This window comes from Streptomyces sp. NPDC050548, assembly GCF_044457385.1.
Taxonomy (GTDB): domain Bacteria; phylum Actinomycetota; class Actinomycetes; order Streptomycetales; family Streptomycetaceae; genus Streptomyces.
In genome coordinates, this window is record NZ_JBITGV010000002.1 from 393,031 (window position 1) to 414,101 (window position 21,071).

Genomic DNA, 21,071 nt, shown 5'->3' on the forward strand with positions numbered 1-21,071 from the left:
GGGCCCTTCAGCGCTCGGAGTTGAGTGCGTCCACCGCTCCGCCCGCGTCCCCGATCGTCGCGTAGTCGACGGCGACGAAGTTCACCGGCCGACCGCGTTCCCGCTCGCAGCGGTGGACGCGGTCGAGCACGAACCGGCGGGCGTTGACCTCACCCGCGTCCAGGCGGCTGCCGCCGTCGATGGTGATGAAGTGGTTGAGCAGGAACAGACGTTTGTCGTTGCCGCCGCGATGCGGTACGCAACTCATCGCGTCCGGCGTGCGGAACGCGAACGGGGTCTCCATGCCGTAGTCGTAGAAGTTCCGGTACCAGGGCGCCGGACCGTCGGCCTGCTCGGCGAAGACGACGAGCCGGCGCCCGCTGTCGATCAGGTCGCCCAGCGTCGGCCACTGCTTCGCGGGATCGGGGTCGGGGGTGTGCACAAGGTTGCTCAACCCGGCCTGTGCGAAGGCCCGTTGGGTGTCCTCGCCGCTGATCGCGTCCTGCACGATCAGGGTGATCACCTCGGTCGGATGGGCGCGCATCCAGTCGCCGATCTCGCGCAGCGCGGGCACCAGGGCGATGGCGCCGGCCCGGCACACCGAGTGGCACAGCCACAGCCCCTCGCGCGGCGGGTTGACCTTGTTGACGGCAGCGGCGACGAACTTCCGCTGTTCCGGGGTGAAGTCGGACTCGGCGAGCCGCGCGGTGATCTCGTCCGGGCGCTCCCACCGGTAGGTGTCGATCTGCAGGGCGCGCACCCCGTCGTCCAACTGGGCGGTGATTCCCGGGTCTTGGAGCGGGCCGATGAACCGGTCCACGGTCGTCGACATCGCGTTGTGCGAGGTGAGGTAGGCGACCTCGTCGTAGGACCGGTCGCACAGGTCGGCGCTGCCCTCGCAGGTGCGGGACGCGGTGGGCGTGACGGCGTACGGGATCAGCAGGACGCCGGCGACGGCGGCGCCGCCCGTGGCGAGGGCCAGCCAGCGGAGACGGGGGAGGGCGGGCACGTGCGGCCGGACCTGGAGGACCCAGCCCACGCCGGTCAGCAGGGCACCGGCCAGGACCGGGACCAGGGCTGTCGTCAGGGCGGTGGCCGTGAGCCGGTCCACGGCGGTGCGCTGTACGTCGTCGACCAGCCGGGCCAGGCTCGGCGGCCAGGAACCCGGCGGATCGATCACCCGCCCGCCGCTGACCAGCCGGAAGACGACGGCGACGAGTCCGGCAAGCAGCCCGCCGGCCGCGAGCGACCAGCCCACGGGGAGGAGCCGGCGGCCCGGAGACGTCGAGCCGCCGCCGATCCACAGCACCGCCAGCGCGGCGACGAGGAGCGCGGAGGCGAGGGCCTCCGTGAGGCCGAGGCCGACCGCCGTGTAGGTGCGGGCGCGGTGGAGCGGGGCCAGGTCGACGGTGTCCGTGAAGTTCCAGGTGCCGCCGCCCACGCTCGCCCGCAGCCGGTCGGCGGCCGTACGGGTGTGGTCCGACACGGCGGCGGGGGCCACGGTGGCGAGCGCGGTCGCGACATCGCCGTCCCGCAGCGCGGCCTCGACCGCCGGGCGCAGGGCGTCCCGGTCGGAGGCGGGCAGTCCGCTCACCAGCGTCCCGGCCGCCTGCTCCGCCTGTGCCTCGGTCAGCGGGAGCGCGGGCAGCCCGTTCGGGATGTGCCCCGCGGTCACGGCTCCCAGGGCGGTGGACAGGTCGGCCGAGAAGCGCTCGAAGTCGGGCTCGGACCGGTTCTGGACCGAGGCGACGAGATCGCCGAAGTAGATCTGCGCGAGGTCGTTGAGGTTGGCCAGCACCGGCCGCAGATCGACCTTGAGGACCAGGGAGTCGCGCTCGCCGCCGAGATAGCCCACCACGGCGTTGATCTGCTGTTGGGTGAGATCACGGACCGTCTCCGGCGGCAGCACCAGCTTGAGGTTGGAGGTGACCTGCGCCTCCGGCACGGGCAGCCGGGCAAGGAGCCCCCGGGTGACCGCGGCCGTCCGCGGGTCCACCAGCACCTGACTGTAGAGCCGGTCGTAGGCCTTCTCCTCGTCCAGCGCCGACCGGTGGAAGCCGGGTGAGACGACGGTGGAGCGGGCCGTGGCCGCGAGGGTGAGGACCGCCGTCGCGAGGACGGCCAGGACCAGGGCCGCGACACGCGGCAGTCTGCGGGACGCGATGCCGACCGGGTCCATGATTCCCCATCGTCGTCCTGCCCCACTCGCCCCGCAAACGGACATGGGGCGCAGAAAAATGGCATGCCCGTGGCGGGGGCGGACGTGTTGGGTGGACGGTATGAACGACACGGAACTCCTGGCGGACCGCTTCGAGGAACACCGGGGCCGGCTGCGCGCGGTGGCCTACCGCATGCTCGGCTCGCTGCCGGAGGCGGAGGACGCCGTCCAGGAGACCTGGCTGAAGCTGAGCCGCACCGACGCGGACGAGATCAGGAGTCTGGGCGGCTGGCTCACCACGGTCGTCGGCCGGGTGTGCCTCGATCTGCTGCGCGCCCGCACCGCGCGTCGCGAGGACCCGATCGACGAGACCTTCGTCCCGGACCCGCTGCTCAGACCGCTGACGGATCTGGACCCCGAGGAGGAGGTGCTCCAGGCCGACTCGGTGGGCCTCGCCCTCCTCGTCGTCCTGGAGACCCTGGAGCCCGCCGAACGGCTCGCGTTCGTCCTGCACGACCTGTTCGCGGTGCCCTTCGACGACATCGCCCCGATCGTGGAACGCAGCTCCGCCGCGACTCGCCAACTGGCGAGCAGGGCCCGCCGCCGGGTCCAGGGCGCGAGCCCGTCGACCGACCCGGACCTCGGCCGGCAGCGCGAGATCGTCGAGGCGTTCCTCGCCGCCGCGCGCGAGGGCGACTTCGACGCCCTCGTCGCACTGCTGCACCCGGACGTGGCACTGCGCGCCGACTCCGGCGCCCTGGTGCGGGGCGCGGCGGCCTCGAAGGCGCTGCGCGGAGCACGCGCGATCGCCGAACAGGCCCTGATGTTCGCCCCGTTCGCCCGCCTCGCCCAACTCGCCCTGGTCAATGGGTCGGTGGGTGTCGTGAACGCCCCCGAAGGACGGCTCCTCTCCGTCATGGGCGTCACGATCGCCGACGGCCGGATCACCGAGATGTACATCCTGTCCGACCCCGACCGGCTGGCCCGCCTCGATGTGAGCGGGTCAGTACGCTGAACGGCATGGAAGATCACATAGTGGACCGGGCCGATCTGCGCGGTGACTGCGAGCGGTGTTTCGGGCTGTGCTGTGTAGCGCTGCCCTTCGCCGCCGCGACGGACTTCGCGATCGACAAGGCGGCGGGCACACCGTGCCCGAACCTCCGAGGTGATCACCGGTGCGGCATCCACGCGAAGCTCCGGCAGACCGGCTTCACCGGCTGCACGGTCTACGACTGCTTCGGCGCCGGGCAGAAGGTCTCGCAGATCACCTTCGGCGGGCGGGACTGGCGTACGGTCCCGCAGGCGGAGTCCCGCCGGATGTTCGACGTGTTCCCCGTCGTACGGCAGCTGCAGGAACTGCTCTGGTATCTGACCGAGGCGCTCACCCTGTCGGCCGCGGCACCGGTCCACCCCGCCGTGCGCGAGGCGCTGCGCGCGACCGACGCGCTCACGCGCGGCACGTCCGAGGAACTCGGCGCGCTCGACGTGGGCGCCCACCGGCAGGAGGTCAACGCGCTGCTGCGGCGGACCAGTGAGCTGATGCGGGCCGGGGCGAAGGGGAAGAAGAAGGACCGGCGCGGTGCCGATCTCATGGGCGCCCGGCTCAAGGGCGCCGATCTGAGCCGGGCGAATCTGCGCGGCGCCTACCTCATCGCCGCCGATCTCACCGGGGCCGACCTGCGCGGCGCGGATCTGATCGGCGCCGACCTGCGGGACGCCGATCTCACGGACGCCGATCTGACCGGCGCGTTCTTCCTCACCCAGCCCCAGGTCAACGCGGCCCGGGGGAGTGAGGGCACCAGGCTGCCGGGGTCAGTCGTCCGCCCGGTGCACTGGGCAGCGGGCCTCTGAGATGCCGTCGTCCGGGACCGCGACCGGTGTGGTCACCGGCCCGGACGTTGCCGTGCGTCGGTCCAGGTGGAGCCGTAGACCCTCCGGCATCAGCGTCAGGCGTTCGGCCACGCGCAGTTGGTAGGCGGGGTCGGGGCGCAGGTCGTAGCGGCGCAGCAGCAGGCCCAGGACGAGCGTCGCCTCGTGCAGCGCGAACTGGCGGCCGATGCACGCCCGCGCTCCTGTGCCGAACGGCTTGAAGGTGTGCGGGGCGCGGGAGCGGACGGCCTTGGCGTCGAAGCGGTCCGGGTCGAACTCCTCGGCGTCGGCGCCCCAGACCTCGGGGTCGCGGTGCAGCATCGGCGTGAGGATCAGCGCCCAGGCGCCCCGCCGCACCGGGTGGTCCCCGGCGAGTTCGGTGTCGCGGGTGGCCTCGCGGGCGTAGGCGGGCGCGGTCGGCCACAGGCGCAGCGACTCGTCGAGCACCCGGCGGACGTAGCGCAGCTTGGCGATCTGCTCGTAGCCGGGCACGTCCGCGTCGCCCCAGACCTGGTCGATCTCGGCGCGGGCGCGGGCGGCGACCTCGGGGTGGCGGGCGAGGTAGTGCAGCGCGAAGGACAGGGAGCCCGAGGTGGTCTCGTGGCCGGCGACCAGGAAGGTGATGACCTGGCGGCGGACGTTCTCGGCGGAGAGCCGCTCGCCGGTCTCCGGGTGGGTCGTCTCCAGCATCCGGTCGAGCAGGTCGCCGTCACCACCGCCCGTCGTACGGCGGGTGCGCACCATGTCGTCGACCGTGCGGTTGAGGTGGGCGATGTCGGCCGCGTTGCGCCGGGTCGCGGTGCGCAGGAGGAGCGGGGCCAGCGGTGCGGGCACGGAGTTGAGGCGCTGGGCGTAGCTGAGGGTGCCCACCATCGAGGTGACGAAGGGGTGCGGGCGGTCGCGTTCGAAGGAGCCGAAGTCGTGGCCGAAGCCGGTGCGCGCGATCGTCTCCAGGGTCAGCTTGGTCATGTCGCCGGGCACGTCCACCGACCGTCCTGCGGCCAGTTCGCGGTCCCAGTGGTCCGTCAGGCGCTCGGCCACGGCCAGCATCATCGGGTGGTAGCCGGCCATCGCCTCGCGGCTGAAGCCGGGGGCCAGGACGTCGTGCGCCAGCTGCCAGTTGGGCTCGTGGTTGTACGCCGTGAACAGCCCGTCCCCGGCGACCGGCCGCAGATTGGCGATGCCGAGGCCGACGTGCTTGGCGAACCGCGTCTCGTCCGCCATGTCGGCCACCAGGTCGGCGCCCCACACGAACACGAACTCCTTGCCGAAGGCCTTCCGGCGGAAGATCGGGCCCAACTGGCGGGCGTGGCGCAGCGAGTCCTGGAGCGGGGTGCGCCGGTCGGCGCCGATGACGTCACCGAGGAACGGGAGCCGGCGCGGCGGATGCGGGATGCGGTCGAGCTGCGGCCAGCCCTGTTCGGCGCCCCGGAATCCCTTCGGCAGTGCGGTCGGCGTCACCGTCGTCGTCTCCGCCATGACGCGATCTCCCTTGATCCACTCGCGGGTTGAGCCTGTTGTACGTGGGTTCAATAGCGCGTTCCAGTGTGATCCCGCTGTTGAACCGACGTCAAGTAAAGTGCGGGAATGGCCGCCAATCGAGGAGAGAGCACACGCCGCCGGCTCAGTACCGGTGAGCGTCGGGAGCAACTCCTCACGGTGGGCGCGCGGTTGTTCTCGGAGAGCCCCTACGACGAGGTGTGGATCGAGCAGGTCGCCGAGATCGCCGGGGTCTCCCGCGGGCTGCTCTACCACTACTTCCCGACCAAGCGGGACTTCTTCGCGGCCGTCGTCGAGCGCGAGAGCGAGCGGATGCTGCGGATGACGGCGGCCGTACCGGGCGTACCGGCCCGCGAACAGCTCGCCGCCGCCCTCGACACCTATCTGGAGTACGTGCACGCCCACGCGCACGGCTATCGCGCCTTCCATCGTGCCGACGCGGCCGGGGACCAGACCGTACGACGCGTCTACCAGCGGGCGTTGGCGGCGCAGGAGCGGCAGATCCTGGCCGCGCTCGCCGCCGATCCCGAGTTCGGTCCTGCGGTGGAGGAGCGGCCCGACACGAAGCTCGCGGTGCGCGGCTGGCTGGCGTTCACGACCGCCGTCTGTCTGGAGTGGCTGCGCGGACCGGAGTTGAGCCGCGAGCAGGTGCGCGATCTGTGCGCGCGGGCCCTGTTGGGCGTCATCTCGCCCTGAAGAGCCGCCCCTGGAATTTACGTGGCGTGGTTGGCGCGCGCCCCTATCTTCGGTAAGTTAGGCAAGGCTTACCTAAGGAGGTTCAGGGATGGGTGACAGCCAGACGTGGACGGCCGTGCCTGCCGCGGCCGAGCGGGCCCGCTCGGTGCTCGCCGCCGCATGGTCCTGCGCGGTGACCGCGGAGGGCGGTCGCGAGGAGTTCGTCGGCGCGCACAGCGTGGACGACGACGGCCGGGTACTCCTTCAAGTGCCCGAGGACAGCGCCCTGTTGGCCGCCGCGATCTGCGCGCCGCGCGGCGAGCCGTCCGCGGTGCTTGAGTTCGCGGACGTCGCGCCCGTCCCCGTGCGCAACCGTATCCGGGCCCGGGTGTGGCTCGCCGGCTGGTTCGTCCCCGAGGACGACCGACTGGCGTTCAGTCCCACGCGCGTGGTGCTGCGTCCGGCGACCGGCGCGGTGGTCATCGACCTCGACGAGTTCGCCGCCGCCGAACCCGACCCGCTGGCCCTCGCCGAGGCCCAGCTGCTGACCCACCTCGCCGACTGCCACTCCGACGCGGTCGAACGGCTCACCCGCCTCGTCGAGCCCGACAGCCTGCACTGCGCCGTCCGCGTCCAGCCCCTGGCCGTCGACCGGCACGGACTGACCCTGCGCATCGAGCGCGCCCGCGCCCACGGCGACGTACGACTGCCGTTTCACGCGCCCGCCGACACCGTCGCCCACCTCACCGAACGGATGCATGTGCTGCTCACCCAGGCCAGCGCCGCGTCCTGCCCGCGTCCCCTACAGCGGCAGCGCACAGACGGCGACCGGTGACGCGAACGGCGCGCCCGCGAGCCGCAGTTGACCGGTTGCGCCGTCCACGAGGAACACACTCACCGTGCTCGACCTCTGGTTCGCCGCGAACAGCAGTGTCTCGTCCGGCGAGAAGGCGATCTGCCGGGGGAAGTCACCGCTCACCGGCACGGTGTCGAGCAGCCGGAGCCGGGCGCCGTCCGCCTCGACGGCGTACCGGGCGAGGGTGTTGTCGCCCCGGTTGGCGAGATAGGCGTACGAACCGTTAGCCGTCACCAGGATCTGCGCCGGGTAGTTGGTCGTGTCGCCCGTGCTCCCGCTGGACTGCGGGTCGCCGATCGACAGGGCGCCCGTGGCCTGGTCGTAGCCGCAGACCGCGACGGTGTCGTCGACCTCGTTGGCCAGATAGGCGTACCGGCCGCCGGGGTGGAACGTGAGGTGGCGCGGGCCCGCACCCGCGCGGGTGTGCGCCTGGGAGACCTCGGTGAGCGTGCCCTTCGTGGTGTCCAGGCGGTAGGTGTAGACCGTGTCGGTGCCCAGGTCGACGGCGAGGACATGGCCGCCGTCGGGACCGGTCACGAACTGGTGCGCGTGCGGGCCGTCCTGGCCCGGGCCCGGCTGCGGACTGGAGTGCTTGACCAGAGCGGTGCGTTCACCGAGCGCGCCCGCCGCGTCGATCGGGTGCACGGCCACGCTGCCGGACGTGTAGTTGGCGCTGAGCAGCCAGCGCCCGGTGGGATGCACCGACAGATGGCAGGGGCCCGCGCCGCCGGTGCTCCGCGAGCCGAGAACCTTGCGATCGGCCAGGCGTACGGCGGTCACCGCGCCGGCCGTCTGCTCGTCGACCGCGTACAGCGTGCGGCCGTCGGGGTGCACGGCGAGGTACGACGGGTCGGCGACCCCGGTGAGTGTTCCGGCGCCGGTGATCTTGCCGGTCGCCGGGTCGTAGGTGGCCAGGCCGATGCCCGTGCCGCCGCCGTCGACCGAGGTGTATGTGCCGAGGTGGAGCGGGCGGGGGTCGGCGGCCTTGCCGGTGCGGCGGGCGCTGGGGGCCGGTGCCGGGGTCGCCGCGGGCGTGGATCCGGGGTCGGCCGGGGTCGAGGCCGGTGCGGGGACCGCGACCACGGCCGCGGTTCCGCCCAGGGCGCCGAGGAAACGGCGCCGACTCCAGCCGCCCTGTGACGCGTCCGCACCACTGCTCATGCCCACACCCTCAGGTCGTCGCTTGCCCCGGTCGTCACAGCAACCTTGGCGTGGACGGCCCGTCGAGCGCAAGACCGGCAACAGGCGTTGCGTAGAGTGCAATGGGTGAGTGGGGCTACCAGTCGCCGTCCTTCACCGGCTTGCCCTGGGCGTCCTTGAGGGGCTGCACCTGGCCGGGCGTGGGCTGCTGCCAGGGTTCGTGGTCGTCGCCCAGCCAGTCACCCACCGGCTTCACCGCCCCCAGGGTGTCGGTGGGGGCGAGATCCTCCGCGTCCTGGTCGTAGTAGTCGAACCAGGGCAGCCCCGCCCGGGTGTACGCGGCCCGGTCCACCGGCGACGGCGGTGGCGCCTCGCCGGTGATGCGGTGCCACTCCGGGGGAGTCACGAGGTGCACGAAGACCCGCCCGGCCGGCTCCCCGGCCCAGGCCTTCAGCGGGCGGTCGTCCTCGTAGACCTCCTGGCGCATCGAACCGCCGACACCGAGACCCATCCGGGGAGCCGCCCCCGGAGCGCTGCGCATGGGGGCGGCCGGTGCGGCCATCGGCATGGGAGGCGCGCCGTAACCCCCGACCGGCATGGTGATCGCGCGCTCCCGCTCGGACCGGCGCCGCTCGTCGTCGCGCCACTTGGTCAACTCCCGCTCGGTGAGCGGGAAGGACTGCAGCTGGACGCCGCCCCACACCTCCTCGCCCGTCACCTGCCCCTCGACGGTCGCACCCAGGCCGAGCGGGACCGCCACGAACTGGCGGACCGTGCCCTTGCCGGAGTTGATGCCGTCGAGCCAGGGCTGACGCGGAAGGACGAGGTAGTTCTGCGGGTCGCGGGAGAGCCGGTCGCTCCACGGCTTCCCGGAGACCGCGCACACCTTGCCCACCCCGACCTGGAGGGCGGCGGGCTCGGCAGTGCCCGCGAAACTCAGCCACATCGCCTCGCGCAGATACACCGGCAGCATCACCCCGCCCCGCGCCCGCCACTCCCCGGGCACCGTGTCCGGGAAGTCCGCGACCCGGCGGACCGGGAACTCGCCGAGCCCCGGCGGCAGTGGATGGGTGCCCGTCTCGGGCAGGCGCAGGGTGCGGATGAACCGCACCGCCACCCCACCGGGCAGCCGCAAGGTGTTCCCGTCGATCCGTACGGTGCTGTCGGTCATGCGTCCGCCCCCATAGCCGCGCTGCCGGGGACGGCTCGCCCCCGGGTGACTCCGTCACCTAGAACGTTCGGCGCCCGTGCCCCGGTTCCTGCGCAACCGCTCCGGCACGCCCACCCGCTCCCTGAGCCAGATCAGCCACGGCAGGCGTTGGCGCTGCTCGCCGGCGCACCGGTCGAGTTCCTCCAGCAGCCGGCGCGAGCGGTGCTCGGTGTCCAGCTCGTCCAGCATGCGGTTGACCTCGGTCAGCATGGCACCCAGCAACTGCCACTGGGCCGCGTCGCGCTGGACCTCCTCCAGGAGCAGCTGCGCCAGCTTGTCGCGGGTCGCGGCGGCCGTGTGCAGCTCGGCGCTGAGCCGCGACTCCGCCGACTCGGCGCTCACGCTCACGTCGGTGGTCACCAGCACCGCGAAACTGACCACGGCGTCCCCGATCTCGGACAGCAGCTGTTCCACGGCGGCGCCCGTCGGCGGCGCGAACAGCGGCTCGGGGTCGCGCTGTTTCGCCAGGTCGGTGAAGGTACGCGCGAGGACCCGAAGCACGACCGTGCAGATCTCCAGGGTGTCCAGACCGGTCCGCAGTACGACCCGGTGCAGCAGCCCCTCCCGGACGCGCGGATTGAGCCGCAGGCTGTCCTCGGCCTGCCGCAGGGCCGCGTCGACTTCGACGATGTCGTGGTCGAGGCGGCGGGCCTCGTGCAGCCGCGCGGTGGCGTGGTCCACGGGGGTACGGCCCGCGGCCTCCTCGCCCATGCGCCGCATCAACCGCCGTAGCCGACGGGCCAGACCCTCGATGGACTCGCCGGCCTCGTCGACCCACACCGGGGGAGCCAGCAGCAGATTGCAGCCGAAGCCGACGACCGCGCCGATCAGCGTCTCCACCACCCGCGCCCAGGCCGTGTTCCCGACCGTGGTGACCCCGAGGACCAGCATCGCGCTGATCGCCACCTCGGGCACGTACTCGTCGACCTTCACCAGCCGCCCGACGACCAGCGAGGCCACGATCAGCAGCGCCAGGCTCCACCAGGTCAGCCCGACCAGCAGACTGAACGCGATGGCCACGAGCACGCCCGCGACCACGGCGTTCACCCGGCGGATGCCGTTGGTCAGGGTGGCGTAGAGCGTGACCTGGACGACGAGGAGCGCGGTCAGGGGAGCGGTCAGCGGCGCGGGCTCCGGGCTCAGGCGCAGCGCGACGACATAGGCGATCGTCGCCGCGATCGCCGACCGCAGCGTCTGGACGAGCACCGGGTCCCGGTGCCGCCCCACGAACCGCACCAGTGGCGCGGTCCACTCCCGGACATCTCGCATCCTTGGCCTATTCCCTCCTCGCGGATCCACTGAACGTACCCATTGCGGACCGAAACTGTCCGCATGGCCTCCTAGATTGTCCTCACCGGACGGGACGAAGGGGAGGCCGACAGGCATGACGAACACCCAGGGCATCGAGGTACTGACCCGCTCGCACGACTACCTGCGCGAGGTGATCGCCGCTGTGCCGGAGGGCACGTGGTCGGCACCCACGCCCTGCACCGAGTGGACGGTACGCCAGGTCCTCAACCACGCCCGCATCGACCAGCAGGCCTACGGCCTCGTCCTCACCGGCCACCGGCCCGACTCCGACCCCTTCCACCCCGCCGATGCCCTGGACGGGGACCCGGTCGCCGAACTCGACAAGGTGCTCCGCGCGGTGGCCGAGGGCTATGCCCAACTGCCCGCCGACGCCGACCAGGTGCCGACCCCGCTGGGCCCCATGCCCCTCCCGCTCGCCGCGGCGACGGCCGCCATGGACGCGGCCGTGCACGCCTGGGACATCGCGGCCGCCACCGGCCAGAACCGGCCACTCACACCGACCCTGGCGGAAGGAATCTGGCCGGCCGCGGACCGACTCGTCCCCCGACTCCGCGACGCCTACCGGGTGTTCGCCCCCGCGCGCGAGGTGACGGCCGAGTACGACGGGGCCGAGAAACTCCTCGCCTTCCTCGGCCGCGACCCGCACTGGACGCCGACGGCCTCCTGACCCGCGGTCATTCGGTCACGGCCGCCCGACTGCGCGACCGATAGCCCGCGACCTTCGCGAGGTTGCCGCAGCGGTCCATCGAGCACCAACGGCGGCGGCGGGCCTGGGAGTCGTCCAGGAACAGCAGGGAACACTCCGGGTTCTCGCACTCCTTGACCCGCTCCAGCAGCGGACCGCCCACCAGGAGGACGCCGTCCCGGGCCACCGTCGCCAGTGCCGCGCGTGCCGGGTGCGCCGACTTCCAGCGCCGCTCGCCCAGTTGGGGCGCGAGATCAGGGCGCGCGGCGGCCTCGTTGATCCGCTCGACATCGGGCGCCGCCGGCTCCCGCCCCGCCATCGCGTCCCGTACGACCCGGTAGAGCGCCTCGCGCAGGGTGCGTGCGTCGGTCAACTCCCGGGCCGTCACCCGTACCGGTTCGGTGTCCGGCGACAGCTCCGCCTCCGTGATCCAGGTGGCCAGGGCGGCCGGGTCGGGGAGCCGTTCGACGGGGGTGGCGTGCCGTTTGCCGAGCGTCGCCACGAAGTTCAGGCACGGGCGTCCGCCGATGAACGGGAAGACGGGCGGGGTGGTCATGGCATCGAGCCTACCTCGCGCACACCGGTTCATGCGGTGTGCGCGAGGAACGCAGGCATGCCTTGACACCGGTTCGTCCAGTGTCGCATGGTGACACCAGTTCAAGTGGTGTCGGCCGGGTTCGGTGGCCGCGACAGGGAGTGGGTACGGTATGCGTGCGGTACGGATCGACGAGTTCGGCGGGCCCGAGGTGCTGGTGCCGGTCGAGGTGCCCGATCCGGTCGCGGGTCCGGGGCAGGTCCTGGTGCGGGTGGCCGCGGCGGGCGTGAACCGCGCGGACGCCCTGATCAGGTCCGGCAATTACCACCGGGCCGGGCGCCCGCCGCTGATCCCGGGTGTTGAAGGTGCGGGTACCGTCGCCGCGTTGGGGGAGGGTGTCACCGGATTCTCCGTCGGCCAGCGGGTCGTGGCCCTCGACGGTGTGAACTCACCCGGTTTCTATGCCGAGTTGGCGGCCGTGCCCGCGGCTCAGGTGACCGCCCTGCCCGACGGGATCGAGCTCACGCACGCCGCCGCGCTGCCGGTCGCCTGGCTCTCGGCCTGGTACTGCCTCCGGCACCTCGCCCGGGTCACGAAGGAGGACACGGTGGTGGTGAAGGCCGCCGCGAGTGGCGTCGGCAGCGCGGCCGTGCAGATCGCGGCCGAGGCCGGCGCCCGGGTCGTCGCACTCGCCGGATCGCCCGAAAAGGCGGCCTGGGCAGGGGAGTTCGGCGCCCATGCGACCGTCGACACCTCGGCGCACCCGGACGACGCCGAGGTCGACGAGGTGCTGCGGCTCACCGACGGGCGCGGCGCGGACGTCGTCCTCGACACCGTCGGCGGCCGGGCCTTCGGGCGCAGCCTGCGCGAGATCGGACACGGCGGCCGGGTCGTCGCCCTCGCCAATGTCGCCCTGGAGGCAAGCACCGTCGACACCCGCGACTTCTACCCGAAGAACGCCTCGATCCTCGGCTTCCAGCTCACCAACCTCCAGGTCCACGGCGGCTACGACCCCCGCCCGGACCTGCGTGAACTGGCCGGGCGGGTCGCCGCCGGCACCTACCGCGTGCCGATCGAGACCGTCGTACCCCTCGCCGAGGCACGCGCCGCCCACGAGCGGCTGGAGCGGCGCGACAACCGCGGCAAGATCGTCATCGCGGTGCCGGGCGACTGACCTCAGACGTACAGCTTGTCGAGGAAGGCGATCAGATTGCCCACCGTCCGCTCGATCTGCTGCTCCACGGTGAGGCTCTCCTCGATGCGGATGCCCGACTCGGGGATCCTCCTGCCGCGCACATAGAGGGAACAGGCGAGGTCGGTGCACATGTACAGGCCGACCGAGTTGCCCTCGCGGCCCGCCGGGCCCGCCTTGCGCGCGGTCATCAGGGAGACCCCGCCGCCCGGGTGGGTCGTCACGCACAGCGAACACATGCTCCGGTGCAGAAAGCCGCGCTGCGCGGACGGGAATCGCAGGGTGACCCCGACCGGTCCGTCCGCCCGCTCGGCGACGAGGTAACTGCGGTCCGGCGCCCCCGGATCCCGCCAGCCCAGGAAGTCAAGGTCGCCCCACGGACGGCTGTCGAGGTCACGGGGGACCGCCAGCCGCTTCGCCTCGCCCTTCGAGCAGTTGACGAATGAGTCGCGGATGTCCTGCTCGCTGAGTGATCTCATGGGGGAGTCTCCTGGGGGTGGTGTCCGTTCCGAAACCTAGGGGCTCTAGGTTTCGGCCCAGGGTAGTGAGGTGAGCGGTGGGAGAGCCAATGGAATTCGCGGACGTCGGAGCCCGCCAGGTGCGGGCACTGCGCCATGTCGCGGCCCGGTCGTCGGGCCCGGCCGTCGACCGGGGACTGCGCATCACCCTCAACTTCCACCCCGACCGTACGGCGGCCGGACGGCCGATCCTCGACGCGCTGGCCCAGGACGGCACGTACCACTCGCAGTTCGTGACCGGCACCAGCAACGGCGGCCTCACCGCCCACCCCGGCGGCGACCGCTGGCGCTGGGAGAGCCGGATCTTCGCCGGGGCCTACGACGGGGCGCCCGCGGTCGAGCGACCGGTGTACGGCGCGCTGAACTTCCGGCGCCAACTGGTCGGCGCCGCCCCGCGGTTCGGCTCCTCACACCTCAGGCTGACCGGCGCGGCTCTCACCCGTGCCACCTTCTGCTACCCCGACAGCGCGGCCGAACCGACCGACTTCGGCGTCGCTGCAGGCATGTCCCTGATCGCGCTCGCCGAGGCCGACGAGCAGGACGCCCTCAACGACTACATCGAGACCCAGGTGCACGGCGGAGTCGACCTCGCCCGGGACGCCGAGGCCCTCGTCCTGGACGCGAGCTATCGCGGCACCCCGGTCGAGACCGCCGCCCGCCGCCTGCCCTGCCCGGTCGAATGGCACCCCGGATACCGGCTCACCGTGGGCGAGTTGAGGCGGCACGCCGACTATCGAGGGCAGGAGTACGCCGATCTCGGCGCCCGAATCGCGGAGAAGGGCGTGCTCGACCCGCGGATCATCGGCGACGCGGCCCGCACCGGCCGCCACGGACTCCAGGACCTGAAGATGGTCTGGCACACCCTCGCCCGCTTCGGGGCACCGGCGGGAGCGGGTACCGCCGTGGACGGCCCCGGTCGGCCGCAGGCGTGGACGCGCTGAACTGGACGCGGGTGACGGGGACTTCAGGCTTCGAACCGTGCGGTCAGGAAGCGTCCGGCCCGGTCCAGGGCGGCGCCGGCCTCGTCGAGGATCGGGCCGTAGGCCTGGAAGACGTGCGGCACTCCGGGGGTGACGTCGAGGGTGACCTCGACATCCGCGGTGGCGGCGCGCCCGGCCAGGCGTACGGCGTCGTCGAGGAGGATCTCGTGGCTGCCGACCTGGATGAGCAGGGGCGGCAGACCGGACAGGTCGGCGAAGACAGGGCTGATCAGACCGAGAGCGGGGTCCTGTCCCGCCGTGTAACCGGCGACGAGGGGTTCGAGGAGTTCCCGGGAGAACAGTGGATCGGCCGCTCGCCTGGTCTCCATGGACGCCCCGGCGAGGGTGAGGTCCACGTACGGCGACATGACGAAGGCCGCGGCCGGCAGAGGCAGCCCGTGGTCGCGGGCGTTGACCAGGGTGGCGACGGCCAGTCCACCGCCCGCGGACTCGCCCGCGAAGACGATGTCCGAGGGCCTGACACCGTCGGCCAGCAGGGCTTCGTAGACCGCCAACGCGTCGTCCACCGCCGCCGGATACGGATGCTCGGGGGCGAGCCGGTACTCGACGGAGTAGGCCTTGGCGGCGGTCCGCGAGCCGACCTGCGCGGCCAGGCCCGCGGAGCTGAGGGCGTCCCCCAGCAGGTAGACGCCACCGTGGAAGTACACGACGACGTGCTCGGGTTCGACTCCGTCGACCGTGACCTCGACGGTGGGGACACCGCCCAGCGTGACCGGCACCGTCTTCACCTCGGGAGGCAGCGGCTGCGCCGACGTCGCCGCGTGCAGCAGCCGCCGTAGCTCCTCGACATCACCGTCGAGAGGGAAAGGGGACCGACGCAGGAACGCGTCGATGGTCTGTTGCTGCTCGGTGCTCACGGAACATCTCCGTTCGACGGGGGCGGTTCGGTCGGCACACCTCGCTCGGCCGGCGCGGGCCGTACCTTGCGGACTTCGAGGAGATCGAGTCCCAGCGCCTCGATTCCGGCGAGGACACCGAAGAGCGCCGCGCTGTCCGGCAGCAGCCCGGTGAGCAGCGTCTCGGTGCCCTGCTGCTGCGGCTCGAACGCGGGGAACGCCGTCAGCAGGGTCGGGCCGAGGTGGCCGTCGACCCGGATCTGGTACAGGACGGGTTCATCACCCATGCGCCGATCGTCGTCGGTGGTCGGGTGAACCCGCGTCACCGGAATCCGGTGAATGTGCGGCGCTCACCCGCGGCCGTTCGACAGCAGCCGCAGTTCGCGGCCGCGGTGCACCGCCGAGGACCGGTCCCCGGCGCCGAGTTTGGCGTAGATCCGCCGTATGTGGGTGTTGACGGTGTTGAGCGAGACCGACAGTTCGGCGGCGATCTCGGGACGGGTGAGGTTCGTCGGCAGATAGCGCAGGACGCGCAGTTCGCTGGGGCTGAGTTCCTCGGCCGGGCCCGGAGTCGGCCGGTCCGGGGTGTGGCCGCGGACGGTGTCGAGGATGTCGGAGACCAGTGCGGCGTGCGAGGTGGTGCGCGGCAGGGCGTCGAGGAGTTCCCAGGCGCCGGTCATCACGAACGGCAGGATCGTCCGGTCCGGTTCGGCGAGGTTCAGGGCCTGTTCCACGGCCGCTCCCGCCGCGTGCTCGTCACCGAGGTCGCGGCAGGCGAGCGCGTCCAGGAGCCGGGCCTCGATCGGGGTGAGGATGGAGGTGACGGGGGCGGTGCCGTCCAGGACCGGCCGGAGTGCGTGGCGGGCGCCGGCGGGGTCCTGTTCGGCGAGGTGGAGCACAGCCGCCGCGTTGCGGATCTCGGCTACGGCGGACTGCGAGTCGTCGAGGGCGGCGAGGTCCGCCCGTGCCCGGTCGACCGTCCCGAGGCGGGCGCGGGTGGCGATCGTCCAGGCCGTCACCCAGGACGACAGTCCGTGCCGGCTCACCATGTGTGCCTGGACCTGCTCGGCGGCGGTCAACTCGGCCAGCGTCTCGGGGTGTTGGCCGCGCGCGGCGGCCAGCATCGCGGAGGTCAGACGCACCAGGAGGCGCACGCCGGGCTCGCCCTCGGACCGGGTGACGTGTCGGGCGCGGTCGAGCCACCGCTCGCCCCGGTCGAACTCGCCCGTGCAGATCAGCGCCCCGGCCAGGGAGACCTGGGCGGGCGCGATCACCGCCTGGGCGTCCCACCCGTAGCGGGCGGCCAGCGCCACGGCCTCCTCACAGCGTTGCCGGACCAGCGCGAAGGAACGGTTGCCGGAGGCGAAGCCCAGATGGGCGCGGCAGGCGACCTCCAGATAGGGGCGGCCGATGTCGTGGGCGAGCGCGGCGCCCTCCAGGAGGTGCCGCTCGCTGTCGTCGAGCCGTAGCGACCAGGCCTCGGCGACCCCCAGGTTCAGCAGTGCGAGGGCCCGGAGGTCACTGGCGAGCGCGATCTCGGTGTTGGAGCGGCCTTCGGCGGGCGAGGGCAGCGCGTCGGCCTGCTCGTACACGGCGTCGAAGTGCCCGCGCAACCGGGCCAGCAGCAGGTTCAGGGACGCGATCGCCGTCCGCAGCCGGGGCTGTCGGTCGGGCGGTGTCGTGTCGGCGTACGCCCCGGCGATCTCAAGGTGGGCCCGGGCCTCCTCCAGCCGGTGCTGGTGGAGATCGGCGTTGGCGTACACCAGGGCCAGTTCCGGGGAGTCCTCGCCGACGCAGGCCGGGAACGCGCGCAGCAGCGCCACCGCGCTCCCGGCCCGCCCGTCGAGCGTGAGGCTGACGGTGTGGTCGGTGAGCAGCCGGGCCGCCTCGGACCAGTCCCCGGCGGCCTGCAGATGTCGTACGGCATCCACGGCCTGGGAGTGTTCGGCGAACCAGCGCGCGGCCTGCCGGTGCAGTTCTGGGATGGCCGCCGGGATGGTGCGGCGCAGTTCCAGCCGGAGCAGGTCGGCGAACATGTGGTGGTAGCGGAACCAGGTGCGCTCGGGGTCGAGCGACACGACGAACGCGTTGGCGTCCTCCAGCTCCAGCAGGACGCGCTCCGAACCGGTCGCACCCGTCAGCAGATCGGCCAGCTCGCCGTTGATCCGGTCGGGCAGGGACGTGCGCAACAACAGCCGCTGTACATGGGGTGGTTGACGCTCCAGCATCTCGGCCATCAGGTATTCGGCGACCGTACGGTGACTGCCGGAGAACTCGGCGACGAACCGCTCGGGATCCGGGTGCCCGGCCAGCGAGAGCACGGCGAGCCGCAGTCCGGCGGCCCAGCCCTCGGCCCGCTGGTGCAGCAGCCTGACCACGTCGTCGGGCAGCCCGACTCCGGAAGCGGTGAGGAGGTCACGGGTCTCGGCCTCGCTGAAGCGCAGCTGCGCGGCGCGGATCTCGGCCAACTCCCCGGTCAGGCGCAGCCGGTGGAGATGCAGCGGCGGGTCGTGCCGGGTCGCGACGATCGCGTGGACGCCCCGGGGGAGCGCCGTCAGCAGGGCCGTGAGCTGTTCGGCGGCCTCCGCCGAGCCGAGTTCGTGCAGGTCGTCGATGACGAGATAGAACGTGCCGCCGGACGCGGTGATCTCGGACAGCACCTTGTCCACCATCGCGCCACCGTCGAAACCGGGTGCTGTGGGAAGCGGCTCGGTGGCGCCCGTCGCCCCGCGGACCGCCGCAAGCACGGCGAGCCAGAACAGCTGCGCGTCCTGCTGGCCCGGCCGTACCGACATGAACGCGATACGGCGGTCCCGTCCCGGCCGGTCGGCCCACGCGTGCAGCAGGGAGGTCTTTCCGCTGCCGGCGGGCGCGGAGATCATCGTCACCCGCTGCTCGGACGCGCGGTCCAGGGCCGCGATCAGGTCGCGGCGGTCGATGAGACCCGGGCGGCCCCGGCCCGGTACGCGGGCGGCGCCCGCGGTGGCCGGCAGGTCGGGCATGACGCCATGTCCTCTGGTCACGCGGTCAGCGTAGTCGATGCGAATCACCGCATCCCGGCGACGACCGGTCACCTCCACGGGGGTGATCCTGGCCGGGCGCTCGAAGGGCGAGTCACGTGTGTGAGCCGACAGGAGACGGTGTGAGAGAGCAGCTGGGCGGGATCTTCCCCCTGGGACCGAGACGGGTGCACCGGGTCGGCTACGGCGCGATGCAGCTCTCCGGCGACGGGGTCTTCGGGCCGCCGCGTAACCGCGACGAGGCGTTGCGCGTGCTGCGCGCGGTGGTCGACGCCGGGGTGGACCACATCGACACCGCGCAGTTCTACGGAGCGGGCACGGTGAACGGACTGATCCGGGAGGCGCTGCACCCCTATCCGGACGGGCTTGCGATCGTGAGCAAGGTCGGCGCCCGCAGCAGTGACCGGCCGTATCGGCTCCGGCAGGGCATCGAGGAGAACCTGACCGCGCTCGGCGTGAGCCGTCTGGCGGCGGTCAACCTGCGGATGGTGGACCCGACGGAGGCGCCGGACCGCTGGTTCGACGCCCAGCTGGCGACGCTGGTCCAGGCCCGTGAGGAAGGGCTCGTCGAGGGCGTCGGCCTCAGCAACGTCTCCCTGGGACAGTTGCGCAGAGCCGTCGCGCAGACGGAGATCGTCTGTGTGCAGAACCTCTTCAACCTGGTGGACCAGCGCTCCACGGACGTCCTGCGGGAGTGCGTGCGGCGGGGCATCGCCTTCGTTCCGTACTGTCCGCTGGGCCTGCCCGGGGAGGCGCGGCACCGGATCCTCACGCACCCCGCAGTCGTCGCACAGGCCGCCCGGCTCGGCGTCACCCCGGCCCGGATCGCCCTCGGCCGGCTCCTCGACCTCGCGCCGAACGTCCTGCTGATCCCCGGCACCCGCACCCGCGCTCATCTGGCCGAGAACCTCGCCGCCGCCGACGTCGGTCTCGACGGGACGGCCCGCGCGGAGCTGGCACGGCATTTCCCCGACACCGAACAGCACAAGCCCGAGGAGGAACCGGCATGAACAACGAAGAGATCGTCCGGAAGGCCTACCAGACAGCCGAGGTCAAGGACATCGAGGGCTGGCTCGACGCCTTCACCGAGGACGGGACGTTCACCGACGAGTCGGTCGGCGTCACCTACCGCGGCCGGGACCGTGCCTTCCCCGTGGAGAACTACGGGCGCGCCTTCCCCGACATGCACCGCGAGCTGTACCAGGTCTACGTCAGCGGTGACGTCGTGGTCGTACAGCTGGCGCTCCAGGGCACGCACGACGGCCCGCTGAGTCTGGGCGACGGGACACTCCAGCCGACCGGGAACCGGATGGACGCCCCCTGCTGCGATGTGTTCGAGCTGGTGGACGGGAAGATCAAACGCTTCGACTGCTATCCGTCGGGCACCGTGATCCTGGCCCAACTCGGCGTTCTCGGCGCACTGGACGCGGCCCTGCACGCCTGAGCCAGGGCTCGGCCCGCGCGGCCCGCCTTGTTCCGGAGGCGGGCCGCGCGGGAGCACTCACGCATGGACCTCCGAGCCCACGCCGAGGTCGAGGCGGAGGGATTCGAGGATGATGAACGTCGTGCTGGCCGTGTACACGTCGGCGGCGGCGAGGACGCCGGTGTACTTCTTGATGACCGGCGCGGAGGCGTAGGCGACCTGGGCGGCCTGGTACTCCTTGACCGCGGCCCACGAGTTGTTCCCGTACTTCACGAAGAACGGCGTGGGGTCGACCGCCGTGAGCGCCTTCTTGACGTTGGTGATGATGTCGTCCACGTACTGCTGGTACACGACCATGTCCTGCCGTGTGCCGAGCCTGCCGATGTGGCCGCCGACGAAGTGCTTCCACGGGTAACTCATGGCCTTGGCGGGGGCGGCGATGGAGCCGGGGACGTCCTCGTTCAGGTTGAAGCTGTCGAAGGGGACCCAGCCGGGCAGCAGGACGTCGACGAGCATCAGGGTCCTGTGGTCGGGCAGGTGGATGTAGACGTTGTCGGGGGTGTGGTTCGTGCCGTGCCAGGCCAGCTCGACGCGCTCGCCGCCGACCCGCAGCGTGTGACTCTTCTCGAAGGTGACGTCCGGCACCGGCCGGGCCGGGTCGTTGTCACGGGCCAGCAGTTTCCTGGTCTCGGCGTGGCCGATCCGCACCACGTTCTTGCCGAACAGCGACGAGGCGCCGAGGTGGTCGGCGTGGTGGTGGGAGTAGACCAGGTGGGTCACTCTGTTGGAGACGCCGTTGGCGGCGGCGATCTCGTCGATCGCCCGCTGGAGGTTGTGCCCGATGGTCGGCGGCGCGTCGAAGAGCACGACGCCCTCACGGGTCGTCAGGAACGCCGACTGGTAGGTGCCGTCGGTCACCCAGTACAGGTTCCTCTCGATCCGACCGACGTAGTAGCCCTGGGAGTTGACGGCGGGACCGAGCGCGGACGCCGGTACGGGCGCGTAGTCCGGCAGCGTCGCGGACGTGGCGGCCGACGCCGGGCCGGCGAGCGCGGCGACGGTGGGGACGGCTGCCAGCGCCGCACCGCCGGCGAGGAAAGAGCGGCGATTCGTGGAGGACATGGTGATCTGCTCCAGTTGGTCGATGATGTGTGCCAAGGTTC

General features: G+C 72.1%; 20 protein-coding genes. 9 read left to right on the top strand and 11 right to left on the bottom strand.

Going from position 1 to position 21,071, the window contains the following annotated elements:
• Positions 1–7: 7 nt before the first annotated feature.
• On the bottom strand, positions 8–2,158 hold the full coding sequence (locus ACIBJH_RS07615) for a hypothetical protein (RefSeq protein ID WP_399115916.1): 2,151 nt from the start codon (positions 2,156–2,158) through the stop codon (positions 8–10).
• Positions 2,159–2,258: 100 nt separating this feature from the next.
• Here ACIBJH_RS07615 and sigJ point away from each other — a divergent pair, with 100 nt between their 5' ends.
• Positions 2,259–3,152 carry an RNA polymerase sigma factor SigJ gene (sigJ, locus tag ACIBJH_RS07620; protein ID WP_399115917.1) on the top strand — a complete coding sequence of 298 codons (894 nt, stop codon included), beginning with the start codon at positions 2,259–2,261 and terminating at the stop codon, positions 3,150–3,152.
• A 5-nt stretch (positions 3,153–3,157) separates the two neighbouring features.
• On the top strand, positions 3,158–3,988 hold the full coding sequence (locus tag ACIBJH_RS07625) for a pentapeptide repeat-containing protein (protein WP_399115918.1): 831 nt from the start codon (positions 3,158–3,160) through the stop codon (positions 3,986–3,988).
• Here ACIBJH_RS07625 and ACIBJH_RS07630 read toward each other — a convergent pair.
• A complete protein-coding gene (locus ACIBJH_RS07630; protein WP_399115919.1) occupies positions 3,950–5,485 on the bottom strand; it encodes a cytochrome P450 in 1,536 nt (511 codons plus the stop codon). The two genes, ACIBJH_RS07625 and ACIBJH_RS07630, sit on opposite strands and share 39 nt — an antisense overlap.
• 108 nt (positions 5,486–5,593) lie before the next feature.
• Here ACIBJH_RS07630 and ACIBJH_RS07635 point away from each other — a divergent pair, with 108 nt between their 5' ends.
• Together ACIBJH_RS07635 and ACIBJH_RS07640 are read left to right on the top strand one after the other, a co-directional pair.
• Positions 5,594–6,202: a TetR/AcrR family transcriptional regulator gene (locus ACIBJH_RS07635; RefSeq protein ID WP_399115920.1), complete on the top strand. Its 609-nt coding sequence runs from the start codon at positions 5,594–5,596 to the stop codon at positions 6,200–6,202.
• Positions 6,203–6,290: 88 nt separating this feature from the next.
• Positions 6,291–7,016, top strand: coding sequence for a DUF2470 domain-containing protein (locus ACIBJH_RS07640; RefSeq protein WP_399115921.1), 726 nt, complete (start codon positions 6,291–6,293; stop codon positions 7,014–7,016).
• Here the strand turns inward: ACIBJH_RS07640 and ACIBJH_RS07645 are convergent.
• The 3 genes from ACIBJH_RS07645 to ACIBJH_RS07655 form a co-directional block, all read right to left on the bottom strand.
• Positions 6,984–8,198 (bottom strand): lactonase family protein, encoded by a 1,215-nt coding sequence (locus ACIBJH_RS07645; RefSeq protein ID WP_399115922.1) that lies wholly within the window; start codon positions 8,196–8,198, stop codon positions 6,984–6,986. The genes ACIBJH_RS07640 and ACIBJH_RS07645 overlap by 33 nt on opposite strands.
• A gap of 115 nt (positions 8,199–8,313) precedes the next feature.
• Positions 8,314–9,348 carry a hypothetical protein gene (locus ACIBJH_RS07650; RefSeq protein ID WP_399115923.1) on the bottom strand — a complete coding sequence of 345 codons (1,035 nt, stop codon included), beginning with the start codon at positions 9,346–9,348 and terminating at the stop codon, positions 8,314–8,316.
• 54 nt (positions 9,349–9,402) lie between these two features.
• Positions 9,403–10,656 (bottom strand): aromatic acid exporter family protein, encoded by a 1,254-nt coding sequence (locus tag ACIBJH_RS07655; RefSeq protein ID WP_399115924.1) that lies wholly within the window; start codon positions 10,654–10,656, stop codon positions 9,403–9,405.
• A gap of 115 nt (positions 10,657–10,771) precedes the next feature.
• Here ACIBJH_RS07655 and ACIBJH_RS07660 point away from each other — a divergent pair, with 115 nt between their 5' ends.
• Complete coding sequence (locus tag ACIBJH_RS07660) at positions 10,772–11,365, top strand: TIGR03086 family metal-binding protein (RefSeq protein WP_399115925.1); 594 nt, start codon at positions 10,772–10,774, stop codon at positions 11,363–11,365.
• A 7-nt stretch (positions 11,366–11,372) separates the two neighbouring features.
• On the opposite strand, the gene ACIBJH_RS07665 is transcribed toward ACIBJH_RS07660, so the two are convergent.
• A complete protein-coding gene (locus ACIBJH_RS07665) occupies positions 11,373–11,939 on the bottom strand; it encodes a CGNR zinc finger domain-containing protein (RefSeq protein ID WP_399115926.1) in 567 nt (188 codons plus the stop codon).
• Between the two features lie 151 nt (positions 11,940–12,090).
• Between ACIBJH_RS07665 and ACIBJH_RS07670 the strand changes: the two genes are divergently transcribed.
• Positions 12,091–13,092, top strand: a complete 1,002-nt coding sequence (locus ACIBJH_RS07670; protein WP_399115927.1) for a zinc-binding alcohol dehydrogenase family protein — start codon at positions 12,091–12,093, stop codon at positions 13,090–13,092.
• Between the two features lie 2 nt (positions 13,093–13,094).
• Here the strand turns inward: ACIBJH_RS07670 and ACIBJH_RS07675 are convergent, their stop codons facing one another.
• A complete protein-coding gene (locus ACIBJH_RS07675; protein WP_399115928.1) occupies positions 13,095–13,589 on the bottom strand; it encodes an FBP domain-containing protein in 495 nt (164 codons plus the stop codon).
• An 89-nt stretch (positions 13,590–13,678) separates the two neighbouring features.
• Between ACIBJH_RS07675 and ACIBJH_RS07680 the strand changes: the two genes are divergently transcribed.
• Entirely contained in the window at positions 13,679–14,569 is an 891-nt protein-coding gene (locus ACIBJH_RS07680; RefSeq protein WP_399115929.1) for a DUF3626 domain-containing protein, read from the top strand.
• Between the two features lie 23 nt (positions 14,570–14,592).
• Here ACIBJH_RS07680 and ACIBJH_RS07685 read toward each other — a convergent pair whose 3' ends face one another.
• The 3 genes from ACIBJH_RS07685 to ACIBJH_RS07695 form a co-directional block, all read right to left on the bottom strand.
• A complete protein-coding gene (locus ACIBJH_RS07685) occupies positions 14,593–15,486 on the bottom strand; it encodes an alpha/beta hydrolase (protein ID WP_399115930.1) in 894 nt (297 codons plus the stop codon).
• Positions 15,483–15,752, bottom strand: coding sequence for a hypothetical protein (locus ACIBJH_RS07690; protein ID WP_399115932.1), 270 nt, complete (start codon positions 15,750–15,752; stop codon positions 15,483–15,485). Before ACIBJH_RS07690 ends, ACIBJH_RS07685 begins: the two co-directional genes overlap by 4 nt.
• Positions 15,753–15,815: 63 nt before the next feature.
• A complete protein-coding gene (locus ACIBJH_RS07695; RefSeq protein ID WP_399115933.1) occupies positions 15,816–18,488 on the bottom strand; it encodes a LuxR C-terminal-related transcriptional regulator in 2,673 nt (890 codons plus the stop codon).
• 119 nt (positions 18,489–18,607) lie between these two features.
• Here ACIBJH_RS07695 and ACIBJH_RS07700 point away from each other — a divergent pair, with 119 nt between their 5' ends.
• Entirely contained in the window at positions 18,608–19,495 is an 888-nt protein-coding gene (locus ACIBJH_RS07700) for an aldo/keto reductase (RefSeq protein WP_399115934.1), read from the top strand.
• Complete coding sequence (locus ACIBJH_RS07705; protein ID WP_399115935.1) at positions 19,492–19,929, top strand: nuclear transport factor 2 family protein; 438 nt, start codon at positions 19,492–19,494, stop codon at positions 19,927–19,929. The genes ACIBJH_RS07700 and ACIBJH_RS07705 overlap by 4 nt, the downstream gene beginning before the upstream one ends.
• Before the next feature lie 57 nt (positions 19,930–19,986).
• Here the strand turns inward: ACIBJH_RS07705 and ACIBJH_RS07710 are convergent, their stop codons facing one another.
• On the bottom strand, positions 19,987–21,066 hold the full coding sequence (locus ACIBJH_RS07710) for an MBL fold metallo-hydrolase (RefSeq protein ID WP_399115936.1): 1,080 nt from the start codon (positions 21,064–21,066) through the stop codon (positions 19,987–19,989).
• Between the last annotated feature and the right edge of the window lie 5 nt (positions 21,067–21,071).